The sequence below is a fragment of the Ectobacillus sp. genome, from assembly GCF_056992975.1.
The window spans coordinates 1-16,831 of the sequence record NZ_JBXKMX010000076.1 but is presented as its reverse complement, the minus strand read 5'-3'; the positions used below and the strand labels follow the sequence as shown (position 1 = coordinate 16,831).

Sequence of the window (16,831 nt, the reverse complement as noted above, 5' to 3'; positions counted from 1 at the left end):
GGAAAAGCTTTAAAGACTCTACGACTCGTGATCAGTACAACACGCTAGGTCATATGGTGCGAGAATATATTAGTTCACGATGGATTGATACGAATGAAAAAATCCGAACAGATAACAATAAACAAACCTATTATTTGTCCATTGAATTTTTGCTTGGAAGATTACTTGGTAGCAATTTATTGAATTTAGATATTTTGGAGATAAGCAGAGAAGGGTTAGCAGATTTAGGAATTAGTTTAGATGAATTGGAAGAGAACGAATCAGATGCAGGATTAGGAAACGGTGGTTTAGGGCGTCTCGCAGCTTGTTTCTTGGATTCACTTGCATCGCTTAACCTTCCAGGACATGGTTTTGGTATTCGGTATAAGCACGGGTTATTTGATCAAAAAATAGTGGATGGATATCAAGTTGAGCTGCCAGAACAATGGCTACGAAATGGAAACGTATGGGAACTACGGAGACAAGATCAGGCAGTGGAAGTTAACTTTTGGGGACAAGTAGAGTCCTCGAACGTGAATGGAAGACTAGAATTTTATCATAATAATCCGGAGACAATTATGGCGATTCCGTATGATGTACCCATTGTTGGGTATCATACAGATACCGTGAATACACTTCGTTTGTGGAGTGCGGAGCCTACGCCATTCCCACCGAATAATAAAAATGTACTCGTTTATAAGCGAGAAACAGAATCTGTATCTGAATTTTTGTATCCAGATGATACACATGACGAAGGAAAAATACTTCGTTTGAAGCAGCAATATTTTCTTGTTTCTTCTAGTTTACGAAATATTATACGTCTGCATAAGGATCGCAATGGTACATTAAAGAATCTACATGAAAAGGTAGCCATTCATATTAACGATACACATCCTGTGCTTGCTATTCCTGAATTAATGCGAGTGTTGCTAGATGAGGAACACATGGGCTGGGATGAAGCATGGTACATTACGACGAATACTATTTCATATACCAATCATACTACTCTTTCAGAAGCACTTGAAAAGTGGCCAATTCATATTTTTCAGCCGCTTCTGCCACGTATTTTCATGATTGTGAATGAAATTAATGAACGATTTTGTCGTGATTTATGGAATCGATATCCATATGATTGGAAACGAATTGAGAATATGGCCATTATTGCAGATGGCCTTGTGAAAATGGCACATCTTGCTGTTGTAGGTAGCCATAGTGTAAATGGTGTTGCGCATATTCATACAGAGATTTTAAAGAAGCGTGAGATGCGACTGTTTCATGAGTTTTATCCAAATAAATTTAATAATAAAACGAATGGAATTACACATAGAAGATGGTTATTAAAAGCCAATCCGGAACTTACAAAGTTATTAGTAGATAGTATTGGTTCCGATTGGATAGCAGATCCAACAAAGCTCAAATCGCTATTAGCATATAAGAATGATGCTTCATTTTTACAGGAATTCGAGGCTGTGAAGAAGCTTCGTAAAGAAAAGTTAGCACAGCGTATATTACAAAAGACAGGCATTGCCATTGATACGCAGTCCATTTTTGATGTACAAGTAAAACGACTTCATGCTTATAAACGTCAGCTTTTGAATGTACTTCATATCATGTATTTATACAATCGGTTAAAAGAGGATTCAACGTTCACGATGCAACCACGCACCTTTATATTTGGAGCTAAGGCATCTCCTGGATATTATTATGCAAAGAAAATTATTAAACTGATAAATGATCTTGCTGTTAAGGTCAACCATGATCCGCAAACAAATAGTGTTTTAAAAGTTATCTTTTTGGAAAATTACCGTGTATCGCTTGCAGAAGAAATTTTCCCAGCATCTGACGTAAGCGAGCAAATTTCAACAGCAAGTAAGGAAGCTTCTGGAACAGGAAATATGAAGTTTATGATGAACGGAGCGGTTACTGTTGGAACTCTTGACGGTGCTAACGTCGAGATACGTGATGAAGTCGGGGATGAAAACATATTTATTTTCGGGCTTACAGCTGAGGAAGTGCTACATTATTACAGCAATGGTGGATATCGTTCAAGTGATTATTACCATCATGATCTACGAATTACAAAAGTTGTGAATCAGTTTGTAAATGGATTTTTCTCTGATGGGGATGATGAATTTGGAACCATTTATGATTCTCTCATTACACAAAATGATGAATATTTTGTATTACGAGATTTTGCTCCGTATATAGATGTGCAGGAAAAAGTGGGAAAAGCCTATCAAGATCGCAAGAAATGGTTAGAGATGAGTATAACGAATGTTGCAAAGTCAGGATATTTCACAAGTGATCGCACGATTAAGCAATATGCTGATGAAATATGGAATATCAAACCGATTTTTTGAGGGAACAGGTGCCTATAAGCACCTGTTTTTTTATGCCCATGTTTGTATGGCATTCATGTAAGATGAAATATCGTGATTTTTAGTAATGGATCCTAAGTTAGAAGTAAAGGTAACAGTATGATTTACATGGTAATACTCCCATATACGATTGATTTTTTCAATCTTCACATTTCTTGGCGGTAAAAGAGGAACAATATCAAATAAATTGACAAATCGAATGCTGTTTGCAACCTGCAGGTTGTAATAGTTTCGAAATGCAAGATCTCCTACTTTTGGAGCACCAAAGTTATAGAGAATATATTTGCTAAACGAAGTATTGACTCTGGCATCTAACATGTGGAGGACAGCCAGTGCTCCTCCTAAACTATGACCAGTTATTAGAAGAGATTTATCTGAGGAAAGCGTAGATAGTGTGTCCATAATGGTGTCACGGCACGTTTCATATATAGAAAGAAAGCCACTGTGAACATTACCGCTGTTTGGGGTATATGGATATTCCCGTTGATTGACTAAAGAATCTGCAATCCAATCAGGATCAGATTGTGTGCCTCGAAAGGCTACAATAATACAATCATCTGATTCTAGAATAAAGCCAAACCATTCCAGTGCCCCAATTGCCTTTGCTTTGAAACCTAAAACATATTGAAATCCATCTGGAATAGAAAAGTGCCCATTTTGTATATTCTGCTCATAGGTTAATGCGCAGCAATTCGCAAGCAAAAGGCTTAGTTCTTTATCGATGGTAGAGAATGTGAGCAAGGAAGAACCTCCTATATGAATGTAGTGCTGCTTAGGAAAGCAACACTACATTATATGAAGACTCAATATAATCCATTCGTTAGTCGATTAAACGTCCCAATCCGCCGAGAACGCTACCTTCATCGGTTTTTACTCCAGCAGATCCATTAATACGTTGTGCAAGACGACTTAATGTGAGGGATTGAACCCAAACGGTACCAGGTCCTTCTAGTGTAGCAAAAAATAAACCTTCACCGCCAAACAATGCTGTCTTCACATTTCCTGCAAGTTGGATATCGTAGTGAACGTCTTTCGTTAAGGCTACTAAGCAACCTGTATCAACGCGAAGTCTTTCCCCACGTTGCAGCTCTTTTTGGAAAATTGTTCCCCCTGCGTGAATAAATGCTAAGCCATCACCTTCAAGCTTTTGCATAATAAATCCTTCACCCCCGAAGAATCCAGTCCCAAGCTTCTTCGTAAACTCAACGCCAATAGAAACTCCTTTTGCTGCACAAAGAAAGGCATCCTTTTGGCAAATTAATTTTTCATTGTATTGACTTAAGTCAATGGGGATAATTTTCCCTGGATAAGATGCTGCAAAGGAGACAGAACGCTTTACATTATTCGTATTGGTAAATACAGTCATAAATAGACTTTCTCCGGTTACCATCCGTTTTCCAGCGCCAAGCAGCTTACCAAAAAGTCCTTTTTGTTCGGAGCCGTCTCCGAAAATAGTTTCCATTGCGATGCCGTCTTCCATCATCATAAGGGCGCCAGCTTCGGCAACTACACTTTCTTGGGGGTCCAGTTCAATTTGAACAAATTGCATATCATCGCCATACAACTCATAGTCGATTTCATGTGATTTCATGGAATATCTCCTCTCCATTCAAAAATAAATGTACCAATTCTATTGTATCGAAAGAGCAAATGAGAAGAAATGAATATTTTGTTAATATTTCCATTGCACACATTATTTGTTTGACGGAAATTATTTAATTATGATACATTAAAAGTACTATTGAACTGCATATATTGGTACGGAAGTAGGTCAAATTTCTCATGTTCTTAACATGCTAGACTTGAACAATTTCTTTATTCTCTTCCTTCGTATGTAGCGCAATTAGTTTTATTTTTTCAACTTTAGGAGGTAATACAATGCAAGTGGGTAAAGTAAAATGGTTTAATGGTGAAAAGGGTTATGGATTTATTCAAGGAGAAGATGGTAATGATGTATTTGTGCACTTCTCTGCTATTCAAGGTGAAGGATTTAAAACTTTAGAAGAAGGTCAAGAAGTTACTTTTGAAGTCGTTGAAGGAAATCGTGGACCTCAAGCTGCTAACGTTGTAAAAAAATAAAAAGTTATGAGCATTTCGCTTTGGTGAAATGCTCTTTTTGTAGGAATTGAATCATATTGATTCAACTAACTACCAGCGAAATAGGAATGGGCTGGTAGTTAGCTCTACTTTTTTATAACGAAACTAATTATGTTTTTTTGTTGTTTGTTGGAAAAACATCATCATTGTCTAACATTTGTTCATATGATTCATGGTCATCTCCCGGATATGCTTTTGGATTCTTTCCATATATATCTGTTCCGATAAAATTTTCAAAATCCTCAACAACACCTCTAGGCTCATCACTATCTATATACATCGTATTAAATTCTTTATAGTCTTGCCCACTTAAATCTGAAGGAGTATCAGAACTTCCATAATTCGCTACATCTTGCCATGCATCTTCTTCATCATAACCGATAAAGGAGTCTCGTTGTTTCTTCGTTACTACAGGTGTAATGATTTCTTCTTCTACTGGTCTGCTATCTTTTAATAAGCGATCGTTGGCGTGTTCCTTAGTTGTTACTGCAGTTGGCATAGCTTCTAGTCGCTCAAGCGGTATGATTTCACCGGATACTTCACAAATGCCATAATTACCAGCTTCTATTCGTGCTAACGCATAGTTGATATCATCCAGTTGTTTATGATGGAATTCCAGTAAACCAAAGTCTTTTTCTCGTTCATACAATTCAGTAGCGATATCCCCAGGATGGTTATCGTAAAGGGAGAGTTCCCCTATGGATTCACTATGCGTTTGTCGGTCTTCTGTTTCCCGCGAAGAAATACTTCTTTCGAGTTCTTCCTTTTCATAAGTTAAAACTCGTTTAAAATGCTCTATTTGTCTTGGAGTCAGCATGAAGGCACCTTCCTTTTTTATTATTGGTACTAGTATTTGCAACCGTATCAAAATTATAAGGAAAGGTATTGAAACGAAAAAAAGGCAGCTATTTCTAGCTGCCTTTGCCATTGAGGCGATTAGTATAGGAAAAATCCAAGTAACAAACCTATAGCAAATAAAAACCCAAAAATGGTGTTCATTTTTGAAGTGGCAATCATTGCCGGCATCATTTCGGCAGGTAAGCTTTTTCCGATAAATCCTCTTACTGCGGAAATGGCTTGTGGAAGGCTTAGGAATACGACTAAAATCCAAGGAGAGACAATTCCACTAAATAGTAGGAATAGCGCCCACGCATAGGATATGAAGAATATTGTTCCTAAAACAAAAATTGCATTTTTTCGTCCCACAAGAATAGCTAATGTTTTCCGACCATTTTCTTTATCCCCGTCAAGATCGCGAATATTATTTGCTAATAAAATCGATCCGATTAAAAGAGAAGATGGTATGGAAATTAAAATTAAGTTGCTTGTAACTTCCCCTGTTTGAATAAAGAATGAAATTCCAATAATAACTATGCCCATAAATAATCCTGAAGTAAGTTCGCCAAAAGGTGTGTAGGCAATCGGAATGGGACCACCTGTATACAAATATCCAACCAAAATACTTACTATACCAACCAATGCAAGCCACCAGCTACTTTGTATACAAATAATAATCCCTAATAACAAAGCAGAAGCAATGCAACCATACGCCAAATATAGGACAGTAGTTGGTTTAAATCCTTCGCGGACAATCGCACCGCCGATGCCGACGGATTTTTCATTGTCCAGTCCTCTTTTGAAATCAAAATATTCATTAAAAAGGTTTGTGGCCGTTTGAATGAGCATACATGCGAGCAGCATAATGATAAATAAAGGAAGATTTATTTTCATTGATCCTATCATTTGCAATGCATACACAGTTCCGATTAAAACGGGAACAAAGGATGCAGTAAGGGTATGAGGACGAAGTAGATTCCACCATACTCTAAAACGATTTTGCTTTATTGTAGTATGCGTTAACGAAGAATTCGTTTCTGCTTTCATATGTTTGAATCCCCCAGTTCATAATAAGTACACAATTAAGTGTAGGAAAAGCCATGGATAGTGTCAATGTTTAATTTATAGGAAACGACATGGTTTCTTACTAAAATGCTAATGATTGACACGGCTTTTATTAGGGGTGTAAATTAAACATAAGTAGAGTTCTTTCGTAAGGAGGAGACACATATGATCGATATGAAACAACACAGAATGCAGCAATCGCTCCTCACTGCTGTAGATACACGAGAAGAAACGATTATAAGTACGGTTAAACAAGTGGAATGGATTGATCCACTCCTTTTTTATGCAGCCGGACGAAAATTAGGATATAAGGAGCGCTTTTATTGGTCCGATCCTACCCAGCGTATTACTATGGCGGGAATAGGATCCGTATTAACTTTTACTTCATCTTCAAAAAAGCGTTTTCATGAAATTCAAAACTTGTGGGAGAAAGTACGTATAGACCACTCTCCATTTGCATTCGGAACGGGACCACTATTGTTCGGTGGGTTTACCTTTGATCCGTTACATGAAAAAACAGAAACGTGGAATTCATACGCTGATTCCACATTATGGCTACCGTCCTTTATGATTACATTAAAGGATGGTGAAGCGTGGTTAACTATAAATAAAATTGCACGTAAAGATAATCACGTACAAGATTTGAATGAAGAAATGAAAGAAGCAGTTCATGACTTACTTCAGCTAAGTAAGGATCCATTATCTGATCATGCCGTTTCTTATATACGTAAGCACGAGGGAAAGCTTGAGGACTGGGTTCAAACAGTAACCGCAGTTCAGAAGGAAATGGAAGAAAAGAATGTACCTAAGGTTGTTTTAGCGCGCGAAATGAAATTAGAAACGGATCGTGAAGTAGATTCAGCTAATGTACTGGAGGCACTTCGAATCGGTCAACCTGGTTGCTATGTATTTGCGGTTGATTACAACGGATCATGTTTTTTAGGAGCAACTCCTGAACGATTAGTTAAAAAGGAGAGAACAAAGTATACTTCAATGTGTCTTGCTGGTTCAATTGGTCGGGGTAAAACAGAAGAAGAAGATGAACGAAATGCAAAAGAATTATTATATGATGACAAAAACCGAATTGAGCATGGATATGTTGTTGATAGTATACGAAAAATGATGGAAGAAGTGTGTGAAAACATAGTCATTCCGCAAACACCTGGTATTATGAAAACAAAACATTTAATTCATTTGTATACACCTGTTGAAGCAAGTGGTACGAGCAGTTTATTGACTATGGTTGAAAAATTGCATCCAACTCCAGCGCTAGGTGGAACACCACGTAATGAGGCGATGAGAATGATTCGTCAGCAGGAACAGCTTGATCGTGGTCTATATGGCGGTCCAATTGGTTGGTTAGACAGTGAGGGGAACGGAGAATTTGCAGTAGGTATACGTTCGGGCTTAATTAAAGGAAATTATATTACTTTGTTTGCAGGATGTGGTATCGTAGCAGATTCGAAGGCAGAACTCGAATATGAAGAAACAAAAATGAAGTTTAAGCCTATGCTTACGGCCTTAGGGGGAAACACAGAATGAGTCATACAGAAGCATTGACCTATTATTTGGGATCGTTTGTTGATGAACTCGCGTACTTACATGTACGCGATGTTGTCATTAGCCCCGGTTCCCGTTCAACACCGTTAGCCTTGTTAATGGCTGAGCATGCTGACATTACTACGTATTTACATGTGGATGAGCGCTCAGCTGCTTTTTTTGCTCTCGGTATGGCAAAAGCAAAAAAACAGCCTGTTGTCTTGCTTTGTACTTCAGGTACGGCAGCAGCAAATTATTTTCCTGCTGTATGCGAAGCATTTCATTCTCGTGTGCCACTTTTAGTATTAACCGCGGATCGTCCACACGAGCTGCGCGACGTAGAAGCACCACAAGCAATGAATCAGATTGGGCTTTATGGTTCATTTGTAAAAAAATCATTTGAACTTGCACTACCTGAGTCCTCAGATAAGATGTATCGTTATATCCGTTCTTCAGCCAAGCGAGCTGTTATGCTTAGTAAAGATGTACCAAACGGACCTGTTCATTTAAATTTTCCAATTCGTGAGCCGCTATTACCGGATTTTTCATTACCAGATATATGGAACAAAGGGAAAGTGTCTAGTCTGGAAATGGATGAAACAAGTATTCGTGTTCCATCCAAGCATTATGTGGAGACTTTAGCAAATCGCTTAAGTTGTTTGGATAAAGGAATAATCGTTTGTGGAGATCAAAATGATCCCTTGCTAGCACAGGCTGTTACGGAATTGGCCCAAACATTACAATATCCAATTCTTGCAGATTCATTATCACAACTTCGATGCGGATACCATGATAAAACATTTATTATCGATTGTTATGATACGTTTTTACGAAATGAAAGCATCTCATCCAATTGGAAACCTGATGTAGTCATTCGTCTCGGCGCAATGCCTGTTTCAAAAGCACTTTCACAATTTATTAGTAAGCAAGATGGAGCCTTACATATTACAGTTGACGAATCTGGCTCATGGCGAGATCCAGGGCGTATGACGAATGAAATGATCCATGCGAATGAAACGCAATTTTGTAAGGAATTAGCGGCAAAGACTACAGGAAAAAGGGAAGGCAATTGGATTCGTTCTTGGAAGATAATCAATCAAGTGTCCAAGAAACATCTTCTTGCCATTCAAGATTATGAACACCCATTTGAAGGTAAGGTTATTACAGAGGTTGCACACTTGCTTCCAGACAAGGGATCGTTATTTCTGAGTAATAGCATGCCGATTCGAGATGCAGATACCTTTTTACTTAATAATGAAAAGGACCTTACTATCTACGCAAATCGTGGTGTAAATGGGATTGATGGTGTTATCTCCACTGCACTTGGTACAAGTATTTCGTCTGCACCTCTTGTACTTATCATTGGGGATTTAGCCTTTTACCATGATTTAAATGGCTTGCTTGCGGCGAAACTTCATCAACTGGATGCGACGATTGTTGTCGTGAATAATGATGGTGGTGGAATCTTTTCTTTTCTTTCACAGCATGAGCAACAGAAACATTTTGAAACATTATTTGGAACGCCGCTTGGTTTAGATTATGAACATGTAGTTAAGATGTATGGCGGTACATTCAGTCGCCCGCAATCGTGGCAGCAATTTCGTGAATACGTAAAGGATGGAGTAACCGGACATGGACTCCATGTTATAGAATGGCGGACAGATCGTGAAGGTAATATGCGTATGCACCGTGATCTATGGACAACCATATCGAAGGAAATTGACAAGGTGTTGCAGCATGATTAACCTTGGCGGGGTCATGTATGATGTGGAAGAGGTTGGCGCTGGGGAGCCCCTTCTTCTTCTGCACGGTTTTACGGGAAGCAAAGAAACATGGCGCTCCTTTCTTTCTTCATGGAGCAAACATTTTCGTGTGATTGCCATTGATTTGCTTGGACATGGGAAAACGGAGCACCCGGTAGATGAAGCAAGATACAATATAGAAGTAGTTGCACGGGATTTACGTATGTTAGTAGATAGTATTCATGCAGAGCAAGTACATATTCTTGGTTATTCCATGGGGGGAAGGCTTGCCGTTACATTTGCAAGTTTGTATCCTAAGCGGGTTCGTTCCCTAGTTTTAGAAAGTACGACAGCAGGTTTAGAAGAAAAGGAAGAGCGGGAAGAACGCGTGCAAAAAGATCGTAAGCTGGCAAATTTTATTGAAACAGCTGGTATCCCTGCTTTTGTTGATAAATGGGAAGAGGTTCCCTTATTTGCTTCACAAAAACGTTTATCAAAATCAACTCGTGATTGTCTTCGTAAGGAACGATTGCGAAACAATGAGATTGGACTTGCAAATAGCTTACGAGGTATGGGGACAGGAGTTCAGCCTTCCTGGTGGCATTGGTTACATAAGCTTCAAATGCCTGTATTACTTCTTTGTGGTGAATATGATGAAAAGTTTATAGGGATTCTATCACGTATGGAATATATGCTGCCAAATGCAAGGCTGATACAAATTTCTGACGCAGGCCATGCAATTCATGTGGAACAACCAGAAAAGTTTGATACAATAGTAATGGGATTTTTGAATAGTTTGACGAATTAGGAGGTAATTTGATGACAAGAGAGTGGAATATTCAAGGTTCATATGAAGATATCATTTATTCTACATACAATGGTATTGCAAAGGTTTCTATCAATCGCCCTCATGTGCATAATGCATTCCGACCAAAAACCGTTATGGAAATGATCGATGCATTTGCGCGTGCTCGCGATGATGAAAATATTGGCGTTATTATTTTAACAGGTGAAGGCGGACGTGCATTTTGTTCCGGCGGAGACCAAAAGGTTCGCGGCAATGGTGGATACGTTGGAGACGATCAAATCCCTCGTTTAAACGTGCTTGATTTGCAACGCCTCATGCGTGCGATTCCAAAACCAGTTATTGCAATGGTTGCAGGTTATGCAATCGGCGGTGGTCATGTTCTTCATATTGTAGCTGACTTAACCATTGCAGCTGAAAACGCTGTATTTGGACAAACTGGTCCGAAGGTAGGAAGCTTTGACGGTGGATATGGTGCTGGTTACTTAGCACGTATCGTAGGACATAAGAAAGCACGTGAAATTTGGTATTTATGCCGTCAATATGGTGCACAGGAAGCTCTAGATATGGGCCTTGTAAATAAAGTAGTGCCGTTAGAACAACTAGAAGATGAAACAGTACAATGGGCAGAAGAAATTCTAGAAAAAAGCCCGATGGCAATCCGCTTCTTGAAGGCTGCATTTAATGCTGATACGGATGGCCTAGCAGGTATTCAACAACTAGCAGGTGATGCAACGCTTCTTTACTATACTTCAGATGAAGCAAAAGAAGGACGCGATGCATTTAAGGAAAAACGTTCACCAGACTTCGGACAATTTCCTCGTTTTCCTTGATGATAAGATAATAAGGACTGGTGCTCATTTGAGTACCAGTTTTTTTGTTGGTATATAATACATGTAGGAAATGGTTATAGAAAGAAGGGGAATCGGATGAAAATGATGCCAAACTGGTTAAAGCAGCGTGCTTTTTTAACACCGGAGCGAATTGCACTCGAAGAGGGAACTCAGGTACTGACTTTTCGTGAGTTAGATAAACAGGTTGCTACTCTTGCGGAGCATCTTTCTTTCGCTGGAGTAGGCAAGGAACATCATGTAGCCGTTTTAATGAGAAACAGTATTGAAATGGTATATGTAATCCATGCACTCTCATACATAGGTGCGGTAGCCGTTTTACTAAATACACGGCTGTCACAGGAAGAGCTTCTTTGGCAAATAGAGGATGCTGAAGTACATTTACTTATAACAGATGATAACCAGCATATCATGGTAGATAACCATCGAATATATAAGTATACATATGAACAGCTACTTGCTTTACCTTCCGTTGCTGTCCCTTTTATGGAAGAATTTGCGGAAGAGGAAACGATGACCATCATTTACACATCAGGTACTACTGGTAATCCAAAGGGTGTGAAGCTAACCTATGGAAATCATTGGTGGAGTGCGGTTGGCTCTGCCTTAAACTTAGGTCTTACAGAGGAAGATTGTTGGTTAGCTTGTTTACCGTTTTTTCATGTGGGTGGGTTATCTATTTTATTGAAAAATGTTATCTACGGCATGCGCATTGTCATCTTAAAACGGGCAGATGCAAATCAAATTAATGAGAAATTGTTACAATGTGATATTACGATGGTTTCTGTTGTTTCAAAGGTTCTTACCGATATGATTCGGTTACTCTTAAATCAAGATTATCCGAAAACCCTTCGCTGTGTATTGCTTGGGGGAGGTCCTGCACCGAAGCCGCTTCTTGAGGCTTGTGTAGAAAAGCATATTCCTGTATTTCAATCGTATGGTATGACTGAAACTGCATCGCAAATTTGTACATTATCTAGCGATTATATGCTTTTAAAGGTAGGATCAGCTGGGAAGCCTTTATTTCCTTGTCAATTGCGAATTGAAAAGGATGGAAAGACACTGTCAGCAGGTGAAGCTGGTGAAATTGTAGTAAAAGGCCCAAATGTAACAAATGGATATTGGAAACAGGATGATGCGACGAAACAGAGTATTGTAGATGGATGGCTGCATACAGGAGATATCGGATATTCAGATGAAGAAGGATTTTTATATGTATTAGACCGCCGTAATGATTTAATAATTTCTGGCGGGGAAAACATTTACCCTGCACAAATCGAGGAGGTTCTTCTTGCTCATCCATTCGTTTTAGAGGCAGGTGTGGTGGGGATTGATGATGAAAATTGGGGACAAGTCCCAGTTGCTTTTGTAAAAGTAGAAAAGGAATTAGCTGAGGAAGATCTATTTTTATTTTGCCAAGAGCGGCTTGCCCGTTATAAAGTGCCAAAACACATTTACTATGTTAATGAACTACCGCGCAACGCATCCAATAAGTTATTACGCCGTGAGTTGAAGGGACTCTTACGATGAACATTCAGCGCGTGACACTCTATTACACAAATATGAACCTGGTTACTCCGTTTCAGACGAGCTACGGCTTGTACAAGGAGCGAGAAAGTATTTTAATTCAATTACATGATGAAGACGGTAGAAGCGGCTGGGGAGAAGTTGTCGCATTCTCACAGCCTTGGTATACAGAAGAAACAATTCAAACGGCATCGCATATGCTAACTGACTATTTAATTCCTGCCTTGCTTCGAACTCCCCTTGCACATCCGGGTGACGTTCAGATGTTATGGCAAGTAAAACGCAATCATATGGCGAAGGCTGGTATAGAAGGCGCTCTATGGGATTTATATGCACAACAGACAAATCAATCGTTAAAAGGCGCACTAGGTGGTTTAAAAGAGGAGATTGAAGTTGGGGTTGTTATTGGACTGAATTCATTGCCTGTAATGCTACGACATATTGAACAATATGCAAGGGATGGCTACAAACGATTTAAAGTAAAAATAAAACCAGACCGAGATTATGAAATTGTTTCAGGTATTCGGAAAGAATTTCCGGACCTTCCTTTCATGGTAGACGCAAATTCAGCTTATACCTTAAATGACGTAGATAAGTTGAAGCGATTAGATGAATTTAGGCTAATGATGATTGAGCAGCCGCTTGGGGATCATGATTTTCTTGATCATGCTACTCTTCAACAGCAAATTGAAACGCCTATTTGCCTAGATGAAAGCATTCATACACTAGAAGATGCAAGGATAGCTATACGGTTAGGGAGTTGTCGAATTATCAATATAAAAGCGGGACGGGTCGGTGGGTTAATAGAAGCCATTCGTATTCATAATTTTTGCATGGAACAACAGATTCCCGTTTGGTGTGGAGGCATGATTGAAACCGGAATTTCTAGAGCTCAAAATATTGCCCTCAGCACTTTGCCTAACTTTTCGATTCCAGGAGATATTTCCGCATCGGCACGTTACTGGGAAGAGGATATTATTTGTCCCGAGGTTACGGTGAAAAACGGAAAGGTAACTGTTTCAACTCTAAACGGGTTAGGCTATGAAATCAATCAAAAACGATTAGATACTATTACAATGCATACGCGTAGTTTTACATAAGAAAAGCACATGACATCATGTCATGTGCCTTTCTTACTAAGGAGTATTAATGATATCCCTTTGCTGAGTTCTTAGTAATCTTTTCTTTGAAAACGGTATAGCTCCATATTTGATAACCGATAACAATTGGTACCATGATAATAGCTACAACGAACATAATTTGTAAGGTTAACTGGCTACCTGATGCATTGTATAACGTTGTGCTAAATGCATCATTAATGCGAGAAGGAAGCATTCTTGGGAACATTCCTGCAAAGCCTGTTGCCATAAACATTGCGATTGTTAAAGCTACGGAAGTAAAGGCCAATCCGATTTTTTTCTTTGCCACCATCCAGATAGCAAGTATGCTTAGAAGCATAGCTAAGATTGGTAGCAAATAAAGAACAGGGTATTGATTGGAATTTTCAAATAGCTTTGTTCGGTTTGCAGTTGCAACGAAGAAGATAGCAAGTAAGATAGCTGATACCATAGATGCTGGTCTTGCAATCTTGTAGGACCGATCGGCTACTTCTCCTGTTGTTTTCAATATCGTCCATAGTGCACCTGAAAGAGTGAAGATTGCGACGAATAGAATACCACCAAGTAAACCATAAGGATGAAGAAGACTGAGTAATGTTCCTTCATATCCATTTTGACCAATTAATAGGCCGTAGTATAGATTTGCAAACGCTACTCCGAATAATAGGGCGATTAAAAAGCTGCCAATGGCAAATGCCCATTTAAATGTACTTTGCCATTTTGGTGATTCTTCTTTATGCATAAATTCAAGCCCTGCTGCACGGAAGAAGAGAGAAAATAGTATAAGCATAAGCGGTGTATATAAATAGCTAAACATGTTTGCATAGGTAACTGGGAAGGCAGCAAATGTTGCACCGCCTGCTGTGATTAACCAAACTTCATTACCGCCCCAGAAAGGTCCAATTGATTCTTGTAGCTGATTCCGTTCCTTCCGATCTTTTGTTATGAATGGAAACAGCATTCCTGTTCCAAGTGCATATCCATCAAGGACAAAATACACTGTCCAAATAACTCCCCAAAGACCGAACCAGATGATGGCTAACATATCATGAGACATAGTTTACATCCCCCTCTTCAGAAGCAGTAACGACTTCAGGCCCTTTTTTGGCATATTTCAACATTAAGTAAACATCTGCTACTAGTAATAAAGTATAGAATATAACCAAGCTAACAATTGAGAATATAATTTGTGACATAGAAATTGGTGAAACGGATGCGGATGTTTTCATCAGTCCGTATACAGTCCATGGTTGACGTCCAGCCTCTGTTACCATCCATCCTAAGTTGATTGCGACATAAGGAAGAAGAACTGACCACATCGTAAACTTTAAGAATAATCTTGAAGTTTCAAGTTTTCCTTTTCTGTATAAATAGAAGCCAAGCCATGTAAGAAGCATAAAGTATACACCAAGAACAACCATTGCACGGAAGCTGTAATAAACTATATTAACGTTCGGACGTTGATCTTGCGGGATATCTTTAAGACCGACAACTTTGCCGTTAAAGCTACTTGTATAGAAGAAGCTACCTAGACCTGGTATGCTAAGACCTTCAATATTTTTTTCGTTTTTCACATCAGGGAATTGAATGATATTGAAAGGTTGTCCAGTACCAGTATTCCAAATCGCTTCCATGGCTGCACCTTTTGCAGGCTGTACTTTTGCAGCATTTACGCCGGATTCATGACCGATAAAAGGAGTTGCTGTTGCAGCAAGAAGTCCAAAAATTAATGCGTACTTAAATGATGTTTTAAAGAATGGAACATTATTTTTACGTAATAAGTGGTAAGCACTAATCGCCATTACAAAGAAGGAACCAACGATGTATGCACTTACAACTGTATGGAAGAACATGTGCCAAGCATATGAATTTGAAATAAGTGCCCAGAAATCATTTAGTTCAGCGCGGCCATTTCGAACCACATATCCAACTGGACGTTGCATAAATCCATCTGCTGTAATAATCCACACTGCAGATAAATTTGTTCCGATAGCTACCATCCACATACTGAAAGCTCTGAATTTAGGTGAAATTCGATCTTTCCCGAATAGCCAAATTCCCATAAAGGTAGATTCTAAGAAAAAAGCCGCGAGAGCTTCAATTGCGAGTGGAGCCCCGAAAATATCTCCCATATACTTAGAATATTCAGACCAGTTTGTACCAAATTGGAATTCCATTGTAATACCAGTGATAATACCCATTACAAAGTTAATGGTGAATAATTTTCCCCAAAAGTCCGCCATCTTTCGGTACATTGGGTTAAGAGTTCGTGCATGTTGTGTTTCCATAATCGCTACGAGAATAACAAGGCCTAAAGTAAGTGGTACAAATAAGAAGTGATAAAATACAGTAACAGCAAATTGAATGCGACTTAACATAAGAACATCCATCGTCTAACTTCAACTCCTTCTTTTGTTTATCTACACTCATTTTATAGTGAAAAAGGGTGTTGGAAACGTTTTATTTGTTACAAAGTTATGTGGAAAAATCGACGGAATTATGTCTATTGCCAGAATCAAGATTTATTGCTTATATTATTTCATAGTTGACAATCATTTCTGTAAGAGAGAACATGAAAATAGGAGGGATAAATAATGGCGTTGCTAGATGAAATTTTAACATTCAACAAGGGGTTTGTAGAAAGTAAGGAATATGAACTGTTGAGATCGAATAAGTATCCTGAGAAGAAGCTTGTTATTATATCATGTATGGATACACGGCTCGTAGAACTACTACCAAAGGCCATGAATATTCGAAACGGTGATGTGAAAATTATTAAAGTGGCAGGAGCAATAGTTTCTCATCCGTTTGGAAGTATTATGCGTAGTATTATGGTGGCAGTATATGAATTAGGTGCTGCTGAAGTATGTGTGGTTGGTCATTATGATTGCGG

15 protein-coding genes are annotated in these 16,831 nt (G+C 38.8%); 9 read left to right on the top strand and 6 right to left on the bottom strand.

The features are described from left to right. On the top strand, positions 1-2,339 hold a 2,339-nt coding region (locus AC11ZT_RS03820), incomplete at its 5' end, for a glycogen/starch/alpha-glucan phosphorylase (protein ID WP_484058335.1). 30 nt (positions 2,340-2,369) lie between these two features. On the opposite strand, the gene AC11ZT_RS03815 is transcribed toward AC11ZT_RS03820, so the two are convergent. Both AC11ZT_RS03815 and AC11ZT_RS03810 read right to left on the bottom strand, forming a co-directional pair. Beyond that, positions 2,370-3,098 (bottom strand): lipase family protein, encoded by a 729-nt coding sequence (locus tag AC11ZT_RS03815; protein WP_484058334.1) that lies wholly within the window; start codon positions 3,096-3,098, stop codon positions 2,370-2,372. Positions 3,099-3,177: 79 nt separating this feature from the next. Continuing rightward, positions 3,178-3,948, bottom strand: a complete 771-nt coding sequence (locus AC11ZT_RS03810) for a TIGR00266 family protein (protein WP_484058333.1) — start codon at positions 3,946-3,948, stop codon at positions 3,178-3,180. Positions 3,949-4,235: 287 nt separating this feature from the next. Here AC11ZT_RS03810 and AC11ZT_RS03805 point away from each other — a divergent pair, with 287 nt between their 5' ends. Then, positions 4,236-4,436, top strand: coding sequence for a cold-shock protein (locus AC11ZT_RS03805; protein WP_379965197.1), 201 nt, complete (start codon positions 4,236-4,238; stop codon positions 4,434-4,436). A 127-nt stretch (positions 4,437-4,563) separates the two neighbouring features. Here AC11ZT_RS03805 and AC11ZT_RS03800 read toward each other — a convergent pair whose 3' ends face one another. Both AC11ZT_RS03800 and AC11ZT_RS03795 read right to left on the bottom strand, forming a co-directional pair. Further along, entirely contained in the window at positions 4,564-5,271 is a 708-nt protein-coding gene (locus AC11ZT_RS03800; RefSeq protein ID WP_484058332.1) for a TraR/DksA C4-type zinc finger protein, read from the bottom strand. 119 nt (positions 5,272-5,390) lie between these two features. Continuing rightward, a complete protein-coding gene (locus AC11ZT_RS03795; RefSeq protein WP_484058331.1) occupies positions 5,391-6,338 on the bottom strand; it encodes a 1,4-dihydroxy-2-naphthoate polyprenyltransferase in 948 nt (315 codons plus the stop codon). A gap of 183 nt (positions 6,339-6,521) precedes the next feature. Between AC11ZT_RS03795 and AC11ZT_RS03790 the strand changes: the two genes are divergently transcribed. The 6 genes from AC11ZT_RS03790 (at position 6,522) to menC (ending at position 13,920) form a co-directional block, all read left to right on the top strand. Further along, positions 6,522-7,898: an isochorismate synthase gene (locus AC11ZT_RS03790; protein ID WP_484058330.1), complete on the top strand. Its 1,377-nt coding sequence runs from the start codon at positions 6,522-6,524 to the stop codon at positions 7,896-7,898. Next, complete coding sequence (menD, locus tag AC11ZT_RS03785) at positions 7,895-9,640, top strand: 2-succinyl-5-enolpyruvyl-6-hydroxy-3-cyclohexene-1-carboxylic-acid synthase (protein ID WP_484058329.1); 1,746 nt, start codon at positions 7,895-7,897, stop codon at positions 9,638-9,640. The genes AC11ZT_RS03790 and menD overlap by 4 nt, the downstream gene beginning before the upstream one ends. Further along, positions 9,633-10,445 carry a 2-succinyl-6-hydroxy-2,4-cyclohexadiene-1-carboxylate synthase gene (gene menH / locus AC11ZT_RS03780; RefSeq protein ID WP_484058328.1) on the top strand — a complete coding sequence of 271 codons (813 nt, stop codon included), beginning with the start codon at positions 9,633-9,635 and terminating at the stop codon, positions 10,443-10,445. The genes menD and menH overlap by 8 nt, the downstream gene beginning before the upstream one ends. A gap of 11 nt (positions 10,446-10,456) precedes the next feature. After that, positions 10,457-11,275: a 1,4-dihydroxy-2-naphthoyl-CoA synthase gene (menB, locus tag AC11ZT_RS03775; protein WP_379965215.1), complete on the top strand. Its 819-nt coding sequence runs from the start codon at positions 10,457-10,459 to the stop codon at positions 11,273-11,275. Positions 11,276-11,371: 96 nt separating this feature from the next. Then, entirely contained in the window at positions 11,372-12,823 is a 1,452-nt protein-coding gene (locus AC11ZT_RS03770; protein ID WP_484058327.1) for an o-succinylbenzoate--CoA ligase, read from the top strand. Beyond that, positions 12,820-13,920, top strand: a complete 1,101-nt coding sequence (gene menC / locus AC11ZT_RS03765; RefSeq protein WP_484058326.1) for an o-succinylbenzoate synthase — start codon at positions 12,820-12,822, stop codon at positions 13,918-13,920. Before AC11ZT_RS03770 ends, menC begins: the two co-directional genes overlap by 4 nt. 46 nt (positions 13,921-13,966) lie before the next feature. On the opposite strand, the gene cydB is transcribed toward menC, so the two are convergent. Together cydB and AC11ZT_RS03755 are read right to left on the bottom strand one after the other, a co-directional pair. Further along, complete coding sequence (gene cydB, locus AC11ZT_RS03760; RefSeq protein WP_484058325.1) at positions 13,967-14,995, bottom strand: cytochrome d ubiquinol oxidase subunit II; 1,029 nt, start codon at positions 14,993-14,995, stop codon at positions 13,967-13,969. After that, positions 14,985-16,328, bottom strand: a complete 1,344-nt coding sequence (locus AC11ZT_RS03755) for a cytochrome ubiquinol oxidase subunit I (protein WP_484058324.1) — start codon at positions 16,326-16,328, stop codon at positions 14,985-14,987. Before AC11ZT_RS03755 ends, cydB begins: the two co-directional genes overlap by 11 nt. Positions 16,329-16,532: 204 nt before the next feature. On the opposite strand from AC11ZT_RS03755, the gene AC11ZT_RS03750 reads away from it, so the two are divergent. After that, positions 16,533-16,831, top strand: a 299-nt coding sequence (locus tag AC11ZT_RS03750; protein WP_484058323.1) for a carbonic anhydrase, incomplete at its 3' end; no start/stop codon positions are given.